This window comes from Microcoleus sp. N9_B4, from assembly GCF_036701635.1.
GTDB lineage: Bacteria > Cyanobacteriota > Cyanobacteriia > Cyanobacteriales > Microcoleaceae > Microcoleus.
In genome coordinates this window covers 12,764-30,423 of the sequence record NZ_JAUBRC010000067.1, presented here as the reverse complement: position 1 = coordinate 30,423, position 17,660 = coordinate 12,764, and the positions used below count along the sequence as shown (strand labels likewise).

Sequence of the window (17,660 nt, the reverse complement as noted above, 5' to 3'; positions counted from 1 at the left end):
TTCTTGTTCCCCCCCTTAGCAAGGGGGGGCTAGGGGGGGTCGAAGAGTGTTGCACGATTTTAGAGAAATGGTATTATCTCCTCATCTGATATCGTTTCCGGTTGCATCACAATCATAAAATCGAGTCAACCGTCAACAGTCAACCGTCAACAGTCAACAGTCAACAATGATAACGAGTGCAACCGGAAGCGATATAACTATTTACCAACCTTAACCTCAGCGCCATCCTTAAGAAAACCAGCCCCAGTAACAACCACCCGATCGCCCGCCTTCAAACCCTTTTTAACCACCACCTTAGCAGCAGTCAAATCGCCCACAGCACCCCCAGAAATTTCCCCAACTTCCACCCGTTGAGCCTGCACCTTGTCCTGCCCGACAAGTTTATAAACAATAGAACTGCCGTCAGGTTGGGGTAAAATAGCTTTAGCAGGGACTTTCAAACCTTGAGCCGTTGTCGTAGAAATGGATGCGCGCAAAAACATTCCCGATCGCAAAAACTCGCTTGCCGGCAAATCAATCTTCACCGTAGCTTGCCGATTTTGCGGGTCAACTAGCGGCGAAATATCTCGCACAGTTCCTGACAACTTAATCCGCTTGTCAGAATCCGAAGTAATCTGCACTGCTGTTCCCGGCTGCACTTGCGAAACCTGAGTTTCCGGCACTTTCAATTGCAGTTCCAGCTTGTTGCCGCGAATAATTGAAAATAGTTTTTGATTTCCAGAAGAAACATCGCCAACTCGACCAATTCTTTCAGCCACAGTGCCACTATCTGGCGCTCGAACAATAGTTTGTTCTAGTTGAGTTTGTAACTGTTTGACTTGTGCATCATTGCTGCGGACACTTGCTGCGTTATTTCCGACATTTGCTCTGGCACTGCTGACACTCGCTCCGGCCGTATTCACTTTAGCACGAGCGCTGCTGAGGGCCGCTCTAGCCGTACTGATATTAGCGACCGCAGTAGCTACTCTAGCAAGAGAAGATTGCACTTCTTCCGCTGCTTTATTCTGTTCTTGCAAAGCTGTATTCAAGTCAGCTTTAGCTTTGTTCAAATCTTGAACAGCAGTCTGCCGTTCCGTCTTGCGCCTTTCCAAATCTTGCCGACTAATCACTCCCTGAGTCGCCAAATCTTGGGTGCGATTTACTTCTCTTTGAGCTTGATCTAATTTAGCCTGAGCGGATGCAATCCCGGCTTTAGCTTGAGTGACACCGGCTTTAGCTTGTTCCACACCGGCCCTTGCCTGCCCGACGCCTGTTTGGGCTTGCGCTGCGTCAGCGATGGCTTTTTCAACGCCTGCTTGGGCTTGAGCAACGCCTGCTTGGGCTTCTTGTTGGGCTGACTGAGCTTGCTCTACCTGAGCTTCGGCTTGTTCTACCGTAGAATTAGCCGATTGTACTCCTGCAAGCGCTTCGGCAATTTGCGATCGTAGTACCGAATCGTCCAAAACCGCCATCGTCTGACCTTTTTCTACCGCATCCCCTTCATTCACTAACACCTGCTTGATTTGCAAACCGTTGGCCTGTGGCAGCACCGGCAGTAAGTCATAGGCTGCCACGGTGCCCGTTGCTTCCAGAGTTTCACCCACCTGGGCAGATTCTACAGGCGCCACTGTCACCGTCGGAGCCATTGGCTGCTGGTTTACCGATGGAATTGGAACTGCCGGAGGTGAACTCTGCTTGCCCCCAGTCAAGTTTACTGCTAGCAACGTTGCAGCCACGCCAACCCCTGCGCCCGCCAACAAGGCTGGCCACCTGATTTCTTTGCGGGGCCCAACTTCAGTTGCTTCTGGTTCCCAAACTTGTTCCTCCTCGATTTCTGGAACTTCTAGCGCAACTTCTCGTTCATCTTCGTCAGCGGAGAATTGCCAGCGAGAGTTGTCTGATACTTCACTTTCAGCTACATCCACTGCTGAGTTCCTTTCGCGCCCGCTCTCCACGGGGGTAAGGGGTTGCTTTTCTTCGGCTTCTGAAAAAACTTGATTAGTCACGGTAGTTCCTCTCGCCAGTATGAGCCTGTGCTTTTGTATATTGTAAAGAAAGATTACGATAATATTTAGTTCATTGTAGCGGAGGGCATCAGGAGTAACGCTTCCTCCTTTTGGGTGAGTGTTGCGCCGTTTCACCTGAGAATGGCAATTTTGGTGAAATTTGATCAAAGTTTGTACGATCGACATTTAATTTGATCTGCCTCTGGGGCATACTGAATATTAGTGTGATTGCCGATCGTGGGGGCGATCGGGCTGCCATTGTCTCTCCCCAATTGGCTTGGCCGTCACCCATCTATACAATGCTGAGAAAAGTCAGTCTAATCTTGAACTGATTATTTCTCACCTATACTTTAATGTGTTTATTGTATAATACGGCACATCTGCTGAAAAACTTGTGCCACTTTATTTAAAAAAAATCAAAATGAATAGTCTCTTTTCTCCCCTCCAACAGTTTCTAATTACTTGGCTGCTAGTGCTAGTAACGGGATGGTTTACCCTGACTGCTGTCAGTTATGTTGGGGAACTGGTCAGCATTTTAGTAACAGCCGGACTCATTGCATTTTTATTAAATTATGCAGTAAAAAGACTGCAAGTATTTTTGCCACGGGGAGTAGCTGCGGGGCTGGTTTATTTAACAGCAGGTGTGATAGTAGTAGTAATCGGTTTAACTATTGTGCCGCCGGTGTTCAACCAAGCGAGCCAGTTGGGGGTGAGGTTGCCGGAATTGCTGGAGTCGGGGCGGCTGCAGCTAGGTGAATTTCAAGCCTGGAGTGCTGAGCGCAATTTACCGTTTGACGTGCAAATATTGGAGCAGCAACTGTCAGCTAGAGTCCAGGGACAAGTCCAGGCGATCGCCGGTACGGGTTTGGGCTTAGTTGTAGGTACTGTTAACTGGTTTTTGGACTTAATTTTTATTGTGGTAATTTCCTTTTATATGCTCCTAGACGGGCAAAGAGTGTGGCAGGGTTTGACCAGCATTTTTTCCCCAGACATTCGCTATGTTTTAACAGAGACTTTGCAGCGAAACCTCCAGCGATTTGTATCGGGACAGTTATTGCTGGGACTATTTATGGCCATCTCGCTAACTCTGGCTTTTTGGTGGCTGCGAGTGCCGTTTTTCCTGCTGTTTGCCGTGTTTATAGGATTGACGGAAATAATTCCGTTTATTGGAGCAACTTTGGGAATTGGCACTGTTAGTATAATTGTAGCGTTTATTGATTGGTGGCTGGCGCTGCAAGTGTTGGTAGTCGCGATCGGTCTCCAGCAAATCAAGGATAATTTAGTAGCTCCCCGAATCATGGGCAATCTCACCGGATTAAGCCCAGTAGTTATTTTCACAGCTTTGCTTTTAGGAGGTAGAGTGGGAGGATTGTTGGGAGTTATCCTGGCAATTCCGCTCACTGGGGTTGTAAAAAGTATAGTAGAAATCGTACTCAATCCCAAATTGCCACCCCAAACAGGCTCGTTTTTCTACAATCCTTTTAGCGGCGAGGAATTGGGGAAAATACCAGAAGATGAAACTAGAATAATCTTGGTTGCAGATGAACAAAAGTAGTCTAATTTTTGTAGTAAGTAATTCAGCTATGAAAAATTTTATAAGTCAGGAATTAACTTTTGGCTGCTGAGTCCCTTAAGAAAAAACTAAAGTCTCTACCAAGAACTTTAAGAACTTTAGTCTTGATTACTAACCCACTTAAAAACTCAAACCTAAAAAAATATGAAATGGTGGCAAAATCTTAGAAAAAACCCTCTAGCTCGGTTAGGAGCCGTGCTACTGTTAATTTTTTATACAGTCGCACTTTTTGCCGAATTTGTGGCACCTTACGACCCCTACGACTCTGAATTAAACGGTTCATTGCTGCCGCCGACTCAGATTTATTTAAGCACCCCAGACGGGCGCTTTATCGGGCCCCACGTTTATCCGACTACTCAGGGCCCAGTGGATGCGAATACCGGCGCTCGTGAGGTAATTGTAGACTGGCAAAAACCCTCTGCTGTCGGTTTGTTTGTCAAAGCTTCCCCCTATAAATTTTTAGGAGTTTTGCCTTTTGACAGGCATCTTTTTGGCACTACAGGAGAAGGTCAAATTAACCTTTTAGGTACGGATGAACAAGCGCGCGATCAATTCAGTCGCTTAGTACACGGCAGCCGCATTAGCCTCAGCATCGGTTTAGTAGGAATAGCAATTTCTTTTCCATTGGGATTGTTAATTGGAGGAATATCTGGTTATTTCGGCAGTTGGATTGACAGTATTTTAATGCGTTTTGCCGAAGTATTAATGACGATTCCCGGTCTTTATTTATTAGTAGCGCTAGCTGCAGTGTTGCCGCCGGGATTGACAAGTGCTCAGCGATTTATATTGATTGTACTGATTACTTCCTTTATCAGTTGGGCGGGTTTGGCGCGGGTAATTCGCGGTCAGGTACTGTCAATTAAACAGCTAGAATTCGTGCAAGCGGCGCGGGCAATGGGCGCTAATCCAATTTATATTATTGTCCGCCACGTGTTGCCACAAACGGCAACTTACGTAATTATTTCTGCCACTTTGTCCGTTCCTGGTTTTATTGTGGCGGAGTCGGTTTTGAGTTTAATTGGGTTGGGAATTCAACAGCCAGATCCTTCTTGGGGAAATTTGCTATCCCTGTCTACTAATGCTTCAATTTTAGTGTTGCAGCCTTGGTTGGTTTGGCCTCCGGCGATACTGATTATTTTGACTGTTTTGGCGTTTAATTTATTGGGGGATGGGTTGCGGGATGCTCTCGATCCGAGAAGCATTCAAAGGAATTAAACAATCCTCTCAAAATATTTGCCGTAAAGCTTGGTTGTCGTGAGATCAGAAATGGCGAGATTCTTCACTTCTTTGGGAATGACAACTGTTTAACCGGACAGGAGATGAGAGAAAAAACCCGGATTTCGCACTTAACAACAGAGACTCACGCACCGCCAAACAAAAGAATAACTAAAGTTGATTTTGGCAACTGAAACTGATCGCAAAAAGTGAATTACTGACTGCAATTAGTTCACACTATCTGGATCTACCCCCAATTCCCGCAATCGTTGAGCTAATTGTTGGGCGCGCCGATCTAATTGTTGGGCGCGCTGGGCTGATTCTTTCACCTGTTCTTCAGGAGTCAAATAGCGTTTTCCATCGGCATCATACCAATACAACCACTCCCTTGTCACCCCAGAATAATTTCCTCTTTCACAGCCAATTCCCAAACCTATTTCTGGTATCCAAACAGGATTTCCTGACTGTAACTCGTACTTCCCATTGACTAACTTGTGTACTTCCAAATGAGGTTTTCGGCGGCGGCGGGAAGAATAAATGACGTAATAAAGTACGCCTAAATCTTGATAAGTCTCTAATTTTGTGCTGTATTCCTTGCGATAAGTTGGGGAAACTACTTCCAGCACAAAAGTCGGCAAAACATTTTCATCCCACAGCACGTAACTGGGGCGCAATTCTTCATCATAAAACCGTTCTACTCCTAAACTTAAGAAAGCATCGGGGACAATGGGTGGTTCGTCGGGGTGATAATAAATACCCATATCTATGCCAAAAAACCAGTCCATGCGTTCTGACCAAAGTATCAGCAAGATTGCTTTTAACAACCCCGGTATTAGTTCTTGCAGTTCATTATCCACAGGCGTTTCATCCGAGTCTGGTAGTTCATCGGCGGAGGGCAAGTTCCTCGGCAAGTTGTACTGTAACATTGCGGCTTTCCTCAAAACTAATTCCTATTATATAGCACTCCTAAATCATGTGTGAATTTCTTACTTTCTCCCTGCAGGTTCGGAGAGGATTGGGGTGGGTTTAAAAAATACGACTCCTGCAAGGATTACTATAAAAGGAGTTATGCACTCTACCCAGGTCTCGGATATTTTAAGCGGGGGATTGCCCATAGAAAAACACCATATACTGACTGTGTACGTCCAGGAATGTTATCAGATACAGCTTGAACAAGCTGTGTTTACTTTTGTGCTTTCTGCTAATTATTTAGAGGTAAGCGGATGGTAAAAGTAGAACCCACACCCTCCTGACTTTTTACTGAAATATTGCCGCCCATCATTAGGCAAAAACGCTGGCTAATTGCTAGTCCCAAACCTGTGCCGCCGTACTTGCGGGTGGTGGAAGCATCTGCTTGGGTAAAGGGTTGGAAAATGTGCTGCAACTGGTCTGGATTCATCCCAATTCCTGTATCTGTACAATTAAAAACTAAAAATTCTTTACTAGCAATTGAAGATTGAGAATTGGCCGCAGGTTCAGAAGTATTTTCTTGTCTATATTCGCTACTTTCATCGGCAATTTTTTCTCGGCTGGCTGTGAGGGTAATTGTACCGTTTTGAGTGAATTTGGCGGCATTGCTCAGCAAATTTAATAAAATCTGCTGCACTTTGGTAATGTCACCGTGCATAGTGCCGATATTCGTAATTTGATCCAAGTTTAGAGTGTTGCCGTTTTTCTCAATTAGCGGTGCGGCGGTGGAGGCGACTTCTTCAATCAAGGCGGCGATGTCGAAGGTTTCTAAGTAAAGATCCATGCGGCCGGCTTCGATTTTAGAAATGTCGAGAATGTCGTTAATGAGCGATAGCAAGTGTCTGCCGGAAGTGCGAATTTTGTCTAAATCTGGGGTGAGTTCATTGTAGCCCAATTCTGCGGTTTCTTCTTGGAGAATTTCGCTGTAGCCGATGATGGCATTCAGAGGTGTTCGCAGTTCGTGGCTCATGTTTGCTAAAAATGCGCTTTTTGCGGTGGAAGCGGCTTCGGCTGCTTCTAGGGCGAGTTGCAAGGCGGATTCAAAGACTTTGCGATCGCTAATATCCTCGACGCTGCCTTCATAGTAGAGTAGCTTGCCGTCGGCATCGCACACTGCACGGGCGCTTTCGGAAATCCAAATTACGCTGCCGTCAACACGGTAAACTTCTGACTCAAACCCCGAAACTTCTCCGAATTCTTCCATCACTTGCATAAACTTGTCGCGCTGCTGAGGATTGACGTAAGCTTGCTGCCTGATGTTTGTGAGATTTGATGTCAATTCTTCGGGAGTGGCGTAGCCATAGATGCGGGCTAAAGCTGGATTTACGCTCAAGAAGTGGCCTTCGGGGGTTCTTTGAAAAATGCCTTCGACGGCATTTTCAAAGATGCTACGATATTTTTGTTCTGCTTGACGCAAAGCGCTTTGTGTACGATCGCGCTCGCTGGCTTCGATCGCCAATGATACCAAATCTGCCAGGGAAGCAGCAAAATTTTGTTCTTCTACTGTCCAGTTACGAAAAGTTCCCACTTGTTCGATACAGATAACTCCGACTGTTTGTCCTCCCAGCCGCACGGGCGCATCTAAGGTTGATGTAGTACCCACTTTTGAAAAATAAGATTCGGCAAATTCTCTAGTTCTAACATCTGAGAGAGCGTCATCGGCTGCGATCGTCCGGTGTTCTTCCAAAGCTTTAAAATAAGCTGGATAGTCTGCTGCTGCGAGTTCGGCACCTGCTTCATGCTGCGGGTTGCTGCGGTGAAATTGGTCGAGACATTGCAGTTTTGATCGGCTTTCATCGTACAACCACGCTCCGGCTCGTTCTGCATCTAGGGTATGAGTTGCCGCTTCGGTGATTTGCCTCAAAGCTACTTGCAAATTGCCTCGATACAGCACTTTATTTCTTGCCAATTCTACCAAAACCGTATTTTGTTTGAGCAATTGTTTTTGCCTTTGGCGTCGCACCGATTCTGCTCGCTTCTGTTCGGTAATGTCCCGGGCTACCACAATGACGGATTGTTCTGAAAGCGGTGAAAAGCTGGCGGCAAAACAAACTTCGCGGTCGTCAATGGTTAAATCGTACTCGATGCTGACAGTTTGCTGAGTATCTAAAGCTGCTCGGATGTGGTTGAGAAAATTGTTGGCTGTAGCTTGCGGAAACACCTCTGTGACTGTTTTGCCAACTAATTCTTCGATTGGTTTATAGAGCAGAGAAAGATTTGTGGGCGCGATTTTTAAATAGCGACCGCTGGCGTCCAGAACTATAATTAATTCGTTCATGGCTGCAAACAAAGCCCGCAATTCTGCTTCGGCGGCTTCGAGTTCGGCAGTCCGCTCTGCTACTCGCTGTTCTAAACTAGAGTTGGTTTGTTCTAGGGCAACAAAAGACGATCGCAATTGTCGAGCCATTTGATTGAAAGACTGAGCTAGAAGGCCGATTTCTTTGACGCCTTGAACTTCGACTTCGCCGTCTAATTCTGTGGAGGTGAAGTCGGATGATTCCGACATTTTTGTTAAAGCTTTGGAAGCTTGCAACAATCGGGTGATCGGTTTGACAACCCAGCGAGAGGTGAAAATTCCGAGGACGATCGCCAGTACGAAGGCAAAAAAGCACAATAAGATAGTTGTGCGAGTGTTGGCGTTAATTTGCTCCATAAAGTCTGCTTCCGGGATTGCGACTACAATCAGCCAATCGAGGCCACGGCCGTCTTGCAGGCGAACAACGGTAATGAATTGACGTTTGCCCTCTATCTCGAAGGTAAACAGTCCTTTGCTGTCAATTTGTTCAAAACTACCAAATCGTTTTTGCAAGTATGTGGAAGACGATCGAATTAGCAAATTTTTGCTCTGTGTCGCCAACAGACGTTTTTGTCCGTCTTTGTCGGTGACAAAAGGCAATTCGTCTGTGGAACTGGCGACTATTTCCCCGCTGCGTTCGATCGCAAAAACTTGTCCTGACGGGCTAATTTTGATGCTTTTAAGAAAATCGCTGATTTGAGAAAGAGTCAGGTCAATTGCCAGTACCCCCTGCAGGCTACCCGTTTGGCTGTAGATGGGCATCACCGGCGTAATGCCGAGCACTGGCGGTGCTGCGAAGACGTAGATGGGAGACCAAGAGGCTTTTCCTGACTGTTTGGCAGCTTGGTACCACGGTCTAGTACGGGGATCATAGGGAACGGTTTTGATTAGCTCAGTGCGATTTCCTTGGCTATCTAGGCGATAAATTTGGCGGTTGGGAGCGGTTGATTCGTCTCTGATGTATACTAAGTCTTCTGCTTCTCGCTTGAGCAAGAGGAATCTGCCCTGTTCGTCGCCGTAGTAGATGGTTGTAGTTCGATCGCTCAGCTTGGTCTGGTTCCACAAATAGCGCTCTAAGTTGGGGAAGTCTTGCGGGTCTAAGTTGCCAGAGGCGATCGCAGCAGTATTCATTTGCAGAAATAAATGAGACACATCCCCAAAACTGCGGAAATTTTCTTTCGTCCTCACTGCAACTTCCAAGCTTAACCTAGTAGCAAGGTCATTGACGGCTTTCTGGCCGTTGCGAAACGAAAGCCATCCAGTCACGCCGACTGCTACGGAGATTTGCACCACCAGCGGTATCAACAAAACTAGGCTTAGTGACATCTTGGGCGAGCTTTTCATCACACAACTGCTCAGACTTTTCAATAACATCAATATTCTGACACCTACTGGGTTTGTGTATCGTTTGTCGGTTAAACTTAAATGTTGCACCATTCTCAATAAGTTTTTTATGAACAGGCAAGATGCCTGTTCCACAAAGAGTCAATTTTCTTGTGGAACAGGCATCTTGCCTGTTAAGCGAGAATGGTGCAATATCTCAGTTAAAATAACCCTCGATATAAGTTACAACGTTGTAGACACATAGTGAAGTGCAGTGGCCGACTGCTCAAAACGGGGCTGAGGTTTCCACCGCTACTCTAAAAACTTGTAATATTAATCATGCCACTACTTGCCTGAATGTGGCGATCGCTCTGCAGACTCCCGGTAAAAAAGCCACACCCGGTAAAAAAAGCAACTTTAGGCCCGTGCTCCCCACCCTGGTTGTCCTCAGTCATTGCCAATTATTCAATTTTTTAATCTAAACTTTTTAATCTAAAATAAGCTCACTTTCTCCGGGTGGGCATTCTCTTCCTTACGCCTGGTTAATAAAAATTTGATTTTAATTTTTTCTACAGTGCCAGGACAAATGTAAATTCTGTGACAATCTCCTGTTAAAAAATTTGCTATTAATAAGATAAGTGGCCAAAATCCCGTAGCGTAGCGGGGCGTAAGCCATCGACGACTACAAAGAGGATAATTGAAGCATCTGCATTTCATCAACGCCAGCAAAGTAAAGTGTTTTTGGCTTTTTTGGACTATCGACATTTTGGCAAAATAATACTTCTGGAGGATGGCATGAACTATACATTTGAACTCCTGGGCGTATCTCCAACTTTAACATTTTTTAACCAGCAGCAGGAATTGCTGCAACAACCGCAGCCTTCCGGTGTAGAATACTTGGCAAACCGAAAGTGCACTCTCGATGCGTTTGTGGCATCCGTAGAGACAGTTTCTCCTAACCGCGGCTGGGATGTCGATCGAGTTGTAGACACCGTGATTAGTTTCTGGATGAACAACTCCGATAGCATCCAGTATTGGAGATACAGGCTGCAGGATGCCGGCAGCGAAAACTTGTTAGTAGCCAGAGTAGGCGATATCAAGTCTTTGCAAGCTGCTTTTGAATCGCTGCTAGGGGAATAAGAAAATCAGTTTTAGCGAAAAAGTCGATCGACTTTTTCGCAAAAATCAACTCAACTGTCTATTCGCAATTCCCAATTCCCCTGATTCGCGGCACGGAAGTCGCAGATATAAAATATCTGTTTCTTCCAGCCAGCTTCTACCTTCCATCTGCCTGATGCCTTCAACATCTGGCTAATGACTAATGACTTCGCAATTGGCAATTCCCAAATATTATGTCTCGTTCCAAAGCCCTGCAATCTTATATTTTTCTCCGCTTGCTTCTGGCACCCCTAATGTTGTGGACAATCACCACAGCAGTATTTTTATTGTTGCGGGCCACTCCGGGCGACCCCATAGATGCCATTCTCGGTTCACGAGCTCCTGCAGCCGCCAAAGAAGCAATGCGAACTCAACTCGGCCTCGACGCACCCCTGTGGGAGCAATATTTTAAATACATGAAAGACTTATTCAGTCTGGACTTGGGAACCTCCATCACCACTCGCGGACAAACCGTGTGGCAAATTATCGGAGATTATTTCCCCGCTACAGTGGAATTAGCAGTTTGTAGCATGGCCATAGCTTTAATTGTCGGCATCAGTATCGGTTCCCTGGCAGCATCCCGCCCCAACACTATTTTCGATGCTGTCGGCCGTTTGTTTGGCATTATCACTTACTCGCTGCCCGCTTTTTGGGCTGGCATGGTTTTGCAATTGATTTTCGCAGTGCAGTTGGGCTGGTTTCCCTTGGGAACTCGCTTTCCCGTGACATTCCCGGCCCCCGAAGGCTACACAGGACTATACACGATTGACAGTCTCCTGAGCGCTAACCCTGGTCAGTTTCTCACATCTTTGCATTATTTGGCCCTTCCGAGTTTGACGTTGGGGATTCTTTTGAGCGGCATTTTCGAGCGCATTGTCAGAGTGAATCTCAAGCAAACTTTGCAAGCAGATTATGTCGAAGCAGCTAGAGCTCGCGGCATTCCAGAATTCCAGATTTTATGGGCTCACGCTCTGAAAAATGCACTAATTCCGGTGATTACTGTCTTAGGATTGACTTTTGCTGCACTGTTGGGCGGTGCTATTTTAACAGAGGTTACTTTTTCTTGGCCGGGGTTGGCAAATCGTCTTTACGAAGCGATTAGCTTGCGCGATTATCCAACTGTTCAAGGTATTGTGGTATTTTTTGCGGCAATTGTCGTAATTGCCAGCATTGTAATTGATATTTTGAATGCTTACATTGACCCGCGAATTCGGTACTAAAAATATCAAGTAAGAAGGGCAACGGATGCGCGAGTGTGGCACTATTGGCTTTTTCTACCTGTACTTTCTGTCGGCGCGAGATGTTGCAGCCAGGGGTGGCCCTGTAGAAGTAGTTGTCAAAAAGATCGATCGGCTTTTAGAGTGACGACACTTGGCAATTTATGGGCAATACTGGAGAAAATAAAATTATACATTTGAGGAAACGCTGATGAGATTATTGCGAACAATCGCCGCTCTATCGGCGGCCTTGACCCCACTGATGGCTGAAGCTGCCTTTAGCCGTCCCATGCCGGGAACAGCCGATTTTCCCAGAGCCTCAAACCCCCAAGTAAATGTGCCGGTTTGCTTCATCGAAACCCCAGGCGGCACAACTTTTGATTTAGTCAGCTTGTGCGGCAGCAACGCTGCTCCCCAAAACACTGCTGCGGGCAATGCTCCTGCAAATAACCCCAATGCAGCCACTCCTCCGCCTCCCCCGAACCCCAACGCCATCACCATCGATGGTGCCGGCACGCCGATAACTACTCCTGCAGGCACGGCAAATCCCAACAATCCCAACAATGTCAATCCGGGAACTTCGCCCGCAGGCACTCCCAATGTCACTCCGGGGACTTCGCCCGCAGGTACTCCCAATGCTAATCCGGGAACTTCGCCAACCACCAATCCCAATAATCTCAATCCGGGAAGTTCGCCCTATATCACTCCCAATAATCCCAATCCGGGAACTTCGCCGAATACCAATCCCAATAATCTCAATCCGGGAAGTTCACCGAGTACCGGCCCCAATAATAGTGCGTCTCCCACGGGTGGAACTGCTGGTGACAGCAACAGCGATTTAGTTCCCAATCGCAATCTCAATCTTCCGAGAGTGCCGCCGAGTTCCTTTGGCCCCGGAGGTGTTGCGCCGACTAGAGATGCGATTGATGGCCCCCGCCAGTAATAGGCGAAGTGTCAGAACTTTCATCACAGAAACCGGGTTTCTCGGAAACGTTCTCTTTTTCAGGGATATTTCACCCGCGAGAAAGCCGGAATATTTATTTGCCTGCATAATATTGATGTTAGGTGCGATCGGCATATTTTGTAGCAGAGTAGCGAAATAAAAGTTAAGCTAAGAACTTGTAGACGCTATCAGCCAAGCACTCTTTTAAAACTGGACAACCAGGTAGAAGCAGTGATAGATAGCCAGCTTTAATCCATAACAGGATTAGTTATCAGCACAGGTTAAAATTATTACCAGGCGCGTGCTCGCCAGCTCCAAGTTCTCAAGCTAAACCATTCAACAGGCATATTTTTGTTAAGCCTGTGTGGTTGGGAAAGTACCGGCTGATAACATTAGCAAGACAAAATTAACCCGATTATTCGGAGGCTCTTCATGAGCAAAATATTTGTTTTAATAAATTGGAACAAAATTGCTCTAGACCCGATCGCACTTGAGGAGGAAATCTAGTGTCAAACTTAGTTCAACGCTTACAAATAACCGCTCATCCGCAACTTGAAAAATCCCTTGGCTATCGAGGAGATAGTCGCTGGGTAGCTTGGCGCTGGGAACCCGACATCGACCAACTTATTTCCAGCGACGGCAAAACAGTCGGTACTGGCAATAATATGGCTTGGCTGGTGTTTTTGCAGCACGATTTAGTCGATCCTGCGGTACAAGAGTACAACCTCAGCGAGGGCGATCGCTACTGGCTGCTTTTAGACAGCGAAACTAGAAATCTCTACGTCGGCGAAGGGAAAACTGTTCAAAGTCTGCTCGAACAGCCGGAAAGTTTAGGTTTATTGGCCTGTCTCGATGGCGGGAATGCCGATCGACAAACTGGTGAAACTTGGCAGCAAACCCTATCTCAACTAACAGCCAAGCCAGTTGTTCGCAACCTGACAAATGCCCTTCCTTTTGGTATCGCCGCCGCTTTGATAGGTGCTTTAGGCATCGGAACCGGATTGTGGGTAGTGCCGGCGGTGCAGCAAAAAATAGCCGAAAAAGCTGCTTTTGTTTCCCCAATTAGTTCTGGCGCCAACTGCGGGCTTGGCGGTTCCGACGATTTTTCAGCTTATATCGGTTCCTCAAGCGGAAATAAAGAACTTCATTTAATAGGCGTTTACGAAGCTAATGCGGATCACAAGAACCGAGATTTATCACAAAGTGCGATCGATATCAAGGTAGAACGCCGAAACAAGCCCATAATTCTCGCACTTTCAGCCTACGAACCCGTGCAATGGAACATTACCACAGAACCGGGCGCAGTTATCGAAAAAATCATTGTTAACGGATACCACAACCAAACTGTTTCAGGAGTTTCGGGAATTCCAATTGAAGAGCACAGCTACGAAGAAACAGGAGACAATCTCGGCGACTTTATCTACAAGTGGGGTGCTACCCCTGACAGTTCCAATACTTCTTCCCTCGTCACTAAATTGGAACAGAGAAACAGCACCAATTTAACTTCTTTTCAAGGATGCTACAGAGGTAAAAACTTTAGTATTAATTGAGAGCAGTGACAGAGGGCGACAAGTTATACAATTTTCGATTTTCGATTTTCGATTAAAGAATTGGGCATAACTGCTTCGATATGGGTTTGGAACTTGTTACTGTTCCGTTCTTTTTTTTAACTGGTGTTAAAACCTATACTGCTAAAATAATACCAATTTTAAAAAAGAATGCAACAGTATTCTTGTTCCCCCCCTTAGCAAGGGGGGGCTAGGGGGGGTCGAAGAGTGTTGCACGATTTTAGAGAAATGGTATAACAAAACCCGCGTCGGCGGGTTTTTTATTGAGAGCTAAACTTATTGGCATCTCTATGGTATGATATCAAATCCGTTAGCATCGGAATAGTAAATTCGAGTTCAGTGTTCACCGCGTTGACTGTTCACTGTTCACAGTTCACAGTCAACAGTCAACAGTCAACATCATTCCGGTGTTACCGGAAATGATATGATATGCGGTGGCGTCATTACCAATTCCCAATTCTAACAATACTAATAGATTTCTTATGAAATACTGGTACGAAACCCTCGCTGTAGCGCAGCGAATTTTAATTGAATTGGGAAGGCGACGACGCAGCTTAATCTTGTGGAGTATTTTTCCAGTATCTATCTTGCTAATTAACGCTTTGATTTTAAAAGAACGCGCTAATCTCACCACAGCAAAAGCCTTTGAAACTGCTGCACCTGCAAGCTTAGTAGGAGCGGCTTTATTTTTTAGCTGTCTCGGTGGTAGCGTAGCAACAGTAGTAGCAGAGCGAGAACAGCATACCCTCAAACGCTTGTTTATTTCCCCGCTGAGTGGCACTTCCTATTTTTTAGGAATTTTCCTGGCTCACAGTTGCATCGGCATCGGTCAGGTAATTTTAGTATACACGATCGCCTCTTGTTTAGGAGCGCAATTTCAAGGCTCTATCCTGTTAGGATGTGCGATTATTCTGCTCAGTATTGTATCTTATGTAGGTGTAGGCTTTATTCTCGGCACCCAGTTTGCGAGGCGCACTGAAGATGTCAACTCGCTAGTAGCGGCTTTCGGCGTTCCTTTATTGATTTTAGGAGGCGCATTTTTGCCAACTTCGCTGTTTCCCAAAAGTCTGCTGGAACTTGCCCAGTACAATCCAATTTATCACATGAACGAAGCGCTGATGGGCGTGTGGGCTGACGGCAAAGATTTGGCGGATATTGCCGAACACTTTTGGTATTTATTCATATTTTCTATTGCCATGATTGCAGGTGGATGGCTTTCTTACCGCAGGATGCTGAGAGTAGAAAGAAGACTTTAACACTATCTCATTATGTCGTAATTATTCATCTCTCTCTTCTCTGACTCAGCGCCCTCTGCGCCCTCTGCGGTTTAATCGTTCAGAAATAACCGTAAATATATAAAATAATACGGAGAATTCAAGCAGTGCTGCAAATAGAAAAGCTAAATAAGTCCTATGGCGAGCGTTCAGTGCTTAAAGATTTAACACTGCACATTCAAGCTGGAGAAATTTACGGTTTGCTGGGGCCAAACGGGGCGGGCAAAACTACAACTATCAATATTTTATGCAATTTGCTAAATGCCGACAGCGGCCAAGTTTCCATCAATGGCGAACCTGTTTCTGAATCTACAAAATCCTTAATCGGTGTAGCGCCCCAAGAAAATTTGCTTTACAAAAGCCTTAGCTGCGAAGAAAACCTCAACTTTTTTGCTCAAATTTATGGCTTGGAGCGCAAACAGCGCCGCTATCAAGTAAGACACTGTTTGAAAGCAGTAAATTTGACAGATAGAGCTACAAGCCCCGTGGAAACTTTGAGCGGAGGAATGCAGCGCCGCTTGAATATTGCGGTGGCTTTGGTGCACCAGCCTAAATTAGTAATTTTAGATGAACCGACAACGGGTTTAGATATTGAGGCGCGCTATGAAATTTGGGAGTTAATTCAGCGCTTGCAATCTGAAGGAATTACAATTTTGCTGACAACTCACTTGTTGGATGAAGCTGAGCGGCTGTGTCAGAGAATTGGGATTTTAAAGAATGGCAGTATTGTGGCTGAGGGCAGTTTGGAGGAGTTGCAAAAACTAATTCCGGCTCAAGAAATTATCGTGGTAAAAACCGACGAAGAAGCTGAAGTCATCGCCCGCGCTAAACAATACAGTTTCATCCCCCGTCGCTACGGTAGCGATTTGGCTTTTTGGCTGCCGGAACGTTTAGAATTAAAAGAGATTATTTTGCTGTTCGACGGGATTTCTATTGATTCAATTGCTCGGTATCCGGTGCGGTTAGAACATATTTATGTCGAAGTGACTAAACAAACTGTATCCTAATCTGCGTTCATCCGCGTATATCCGCCCGGTGCGCTTCAAAAACCAAAGAAACCGGGTTTTTTGCCGAATCTGCAGGCTGTAACGCAGTATTTTCGCAAAAACCCGGTGTCTGACCACCCTAACGAATTTACACTGTCTTAGCCCACTCGATCCAAGTTTCCATCGGGCGGAAACCGACTGATTTGTAAAGCTTGGTCGCCCCCGTCAAACTGTCAGCATCGACGCTGAGTTTAGCTGTGTTTGCACCCGCTGCTTTCAACTTATGCAAACCCGCCAGCAGCATCGCTTTTCCTAAACCCATTTTCCGAAAGTCGCGCCGCGTACCCAACAATTCAATCCAACCGTCTTTTGTGCCGCTGCGGGCGTTTTTTTGGGGTTTGATTTGACAGTCGCAAAAAGCTGCAAATTTACGATCGCCCGAAACAGCAATCAAGTCTAATTCCGGCTGATAATTGGCATCTTGCATCCAGTAACGCACGGTTTCGGCAGTTAAATCGTGGTGATTCCAGTGATCGATAAATGACTGGTTGAACATCTCTACCCAAGGTTGGATGTCTTCTTCTCCTGATACGTGTGTCAGCGCAAAATCTGCGGGAAATTCCGGTGTGGGAATGGGTTCGGCGAGGGATCGGGCCATTGTCCAAAAATAGCGATCGACCTCAAAGCCTTGTTTTTCTAACAGCCGCATCTCATCGGTTTTGTCCTCCCGGCTGTAAGTACGCAATTTTGCAGGCAAATTCCGTTCTTTCGCGACTTCGCGCAGTCGCTTTTCTCCCCACTTAATTATGTCTTTTTCTAAACCTTCGCTACGTACATTTGGATGCACGTAAAACCAGAGACAAGCGTCTATTTCCTCTGGCGAATCGGGCATATCTAGGAGTGACAAACCGATTAGTTTGTAATTACCATCTTCCCACAACTGCACGTCGCGGGCTTGGTCGAGTTTGGGTGCATCAAGTATTAGCTTGAGTTCAGTTGCTGAGACTTCTTCGCCGAGTCTATCCACTGCTTCGCAAGCATCGATTAAATTTGCGATCGCGCACCAGTCAGTTTCGCCCTTGTAGGAGCGTGTTGTTAAGATATTCATAGAAAACTTGCAATCCGTAATTTCGGACTGTTCCTCTTAATTGGT

12 protein-coding genes are annotated in these 17,660 nt (G+C 46.0%); 8 read left to right on the top strand and 4 right to left on the bottom strand.

All coding sequences use genetic code 11. From position 1 onward, the window contains the following. Positions 1–197: 197 nt before the first annotated feature. On the bottom strand, positions 198–1,985 hold the full coding sequence (locus tag QUA43_RS28115; RefSeq protein WP_445302009.1) for an efflux RND transporter periplasmic adaptor subunit: 1,788 nt from the start codon (positions 1,983–1,985) through the stop codon (positions 198–200). Positions 1,986–2,406: 421 nt separating this feature from the next. On the opposite strand from QUA43_RS28115, the gene QUA43_RS28110 reads away from it, so the two are divergent. Both QUA43_RS28110 and QUA43_RS28105 read left to right on the top strand, forming a co-directional pair. Beyond that, positions 2,407–3,540, top strand: a complete 1,134-nt coding sequence (locus QUA43_RS28110; protein ID WP_333378716.1) for an AI-2E family transporter — start codon at positions 2,407–2,409, stop codon at positions 3,538–3,540. A 162-nt stretch (positions 3,541–3,702) separates the two neighbouring features. Then, positions 3,703–4,773 (top strand): ABC transporter permease, encoded by a 1,071-nt coding sequence (locus QUA43_RS28105; protein ID WP_333378713.1) that lies wholly within the window; start codon positions 3,703–3,705, stop codon positions 4,771–4,773. A 227-nt stretch (positions 4,774–5,000) separates the two neighbouring features. Here QUA43_RS28105 and QUA43_RS28100 read toward each other — a convergent pair whose 3' ends face one another. Beyond that, the gene (locus QUA43_RS28100) at positions 5,001–5,699 is read right to left on the bottom strand and encodes a Uma2 family endonuclease (RefSeq protein ID WP_333378710.1); all 699 of its coding nucleotides are present in this window, start codon (positions 5,697–5,699) and stop codon (positions 5,001–5,003) included. A 275-nt stretch (positions 5,700–5,974) separates the two neighbouring features. Next, a complete protein-coding gene (locus tag QUA43_RS28095) occupies positions 5,975–9,382 on the bottom strand; it encodes a PAS domain S-box protein (RefSeq protein ID WP_333378708.1) in 3,408 nt (1,135 codons plus the stop codon). Between the two features lie 774 nt (positions 9,383–10,156). Here QUA43_RS28095 and QUA43_RS28090 point away from each other — a divergent pair. The 6 genes from QUA43_RS28090 (at position 10,157) to QUA43_RS28065 (ending at position 16,528) form a co-directional block, all read left to right on the top strand. After that, positions 10,157–10,501 (top strand): hypothetical protein, encoded by a 345-nt coding sequence (locus tag QUA43_RS28090; RefSeq protein ID WP_333378705.1) that lies wholly within the window; start codon positions 10,157–10,159, stop codon positions 10,499–10,501. A 212-nt stretch (positions 10,502–10,713) separates the two neighbouring features. Then, a complete protein-coding gene (locus tag QUA43_RS28085; protein WP_333378702.1) occupies positions 10,714–11,739 on the top strand; it encodes an ABC transporter permease in 1,026 nt (341 codons plus the stop codon). Between the two features lie 208 nt (positions 11,740–11,947). After that, a complete protein-coding gene (locus tag QUA43_RS28080) occupies positions 11,948–12,679 on the top strand; it encodes a hypothetical protein (RefSeq protein ID WP_333378699.1) in 732 nt (243 codons plus the stop codon). Positions 12,680–13,185: 506 nt separating this feature from the next. Next, entirely contained in the window at positions 13,186–14,229 is a 1,044-nt protein-coding gene (locus tag QUA43_RS28075) for a hypothetical protein (RefSeq protein ID WP_333378696.1), read from the top strand. Between the two features lie 500 nt (positions 14,230–14,729). Further along, a complete protein-coding gene (locus QUA43_RS28070; protein WP_333378693.1) occupies positions 14,730–15,503 on the top strand; it encodes an ABC transporter permease in 774 nt (257 codons plus the stop codon). 125 nt (positions 15,504–15,628) lie between these two features. Continuing rightward, on the top strand, positions 15,629–16,528 hold the full coding sequence (locus tag QUA43_RS28065; protein ID WP_333378691.1) for an ABC transporter ATP-binding protein: 900 nt from the start codon (positions 15,629–15,631) through the stop codon (positions 16,526–16,528). A 127-nt stretch (positions 16,529–16,655) separates the two neighbouring features. On the opposite strand, the gene QUA43_RS28060 is transcribed toward QUA43_RS28065, so the two are convergent. Beyond that, entirely contained in the window at positions 16,656–17,615 is a 960-nt protein-coding gene (locus QUA43_RS28060) for a GNAT family N-acetyltransferase (protein ID WP_333378688.1), read from the bottom strand. Positions 17,616–17,660: the final 45 nt, after the last annotated feature.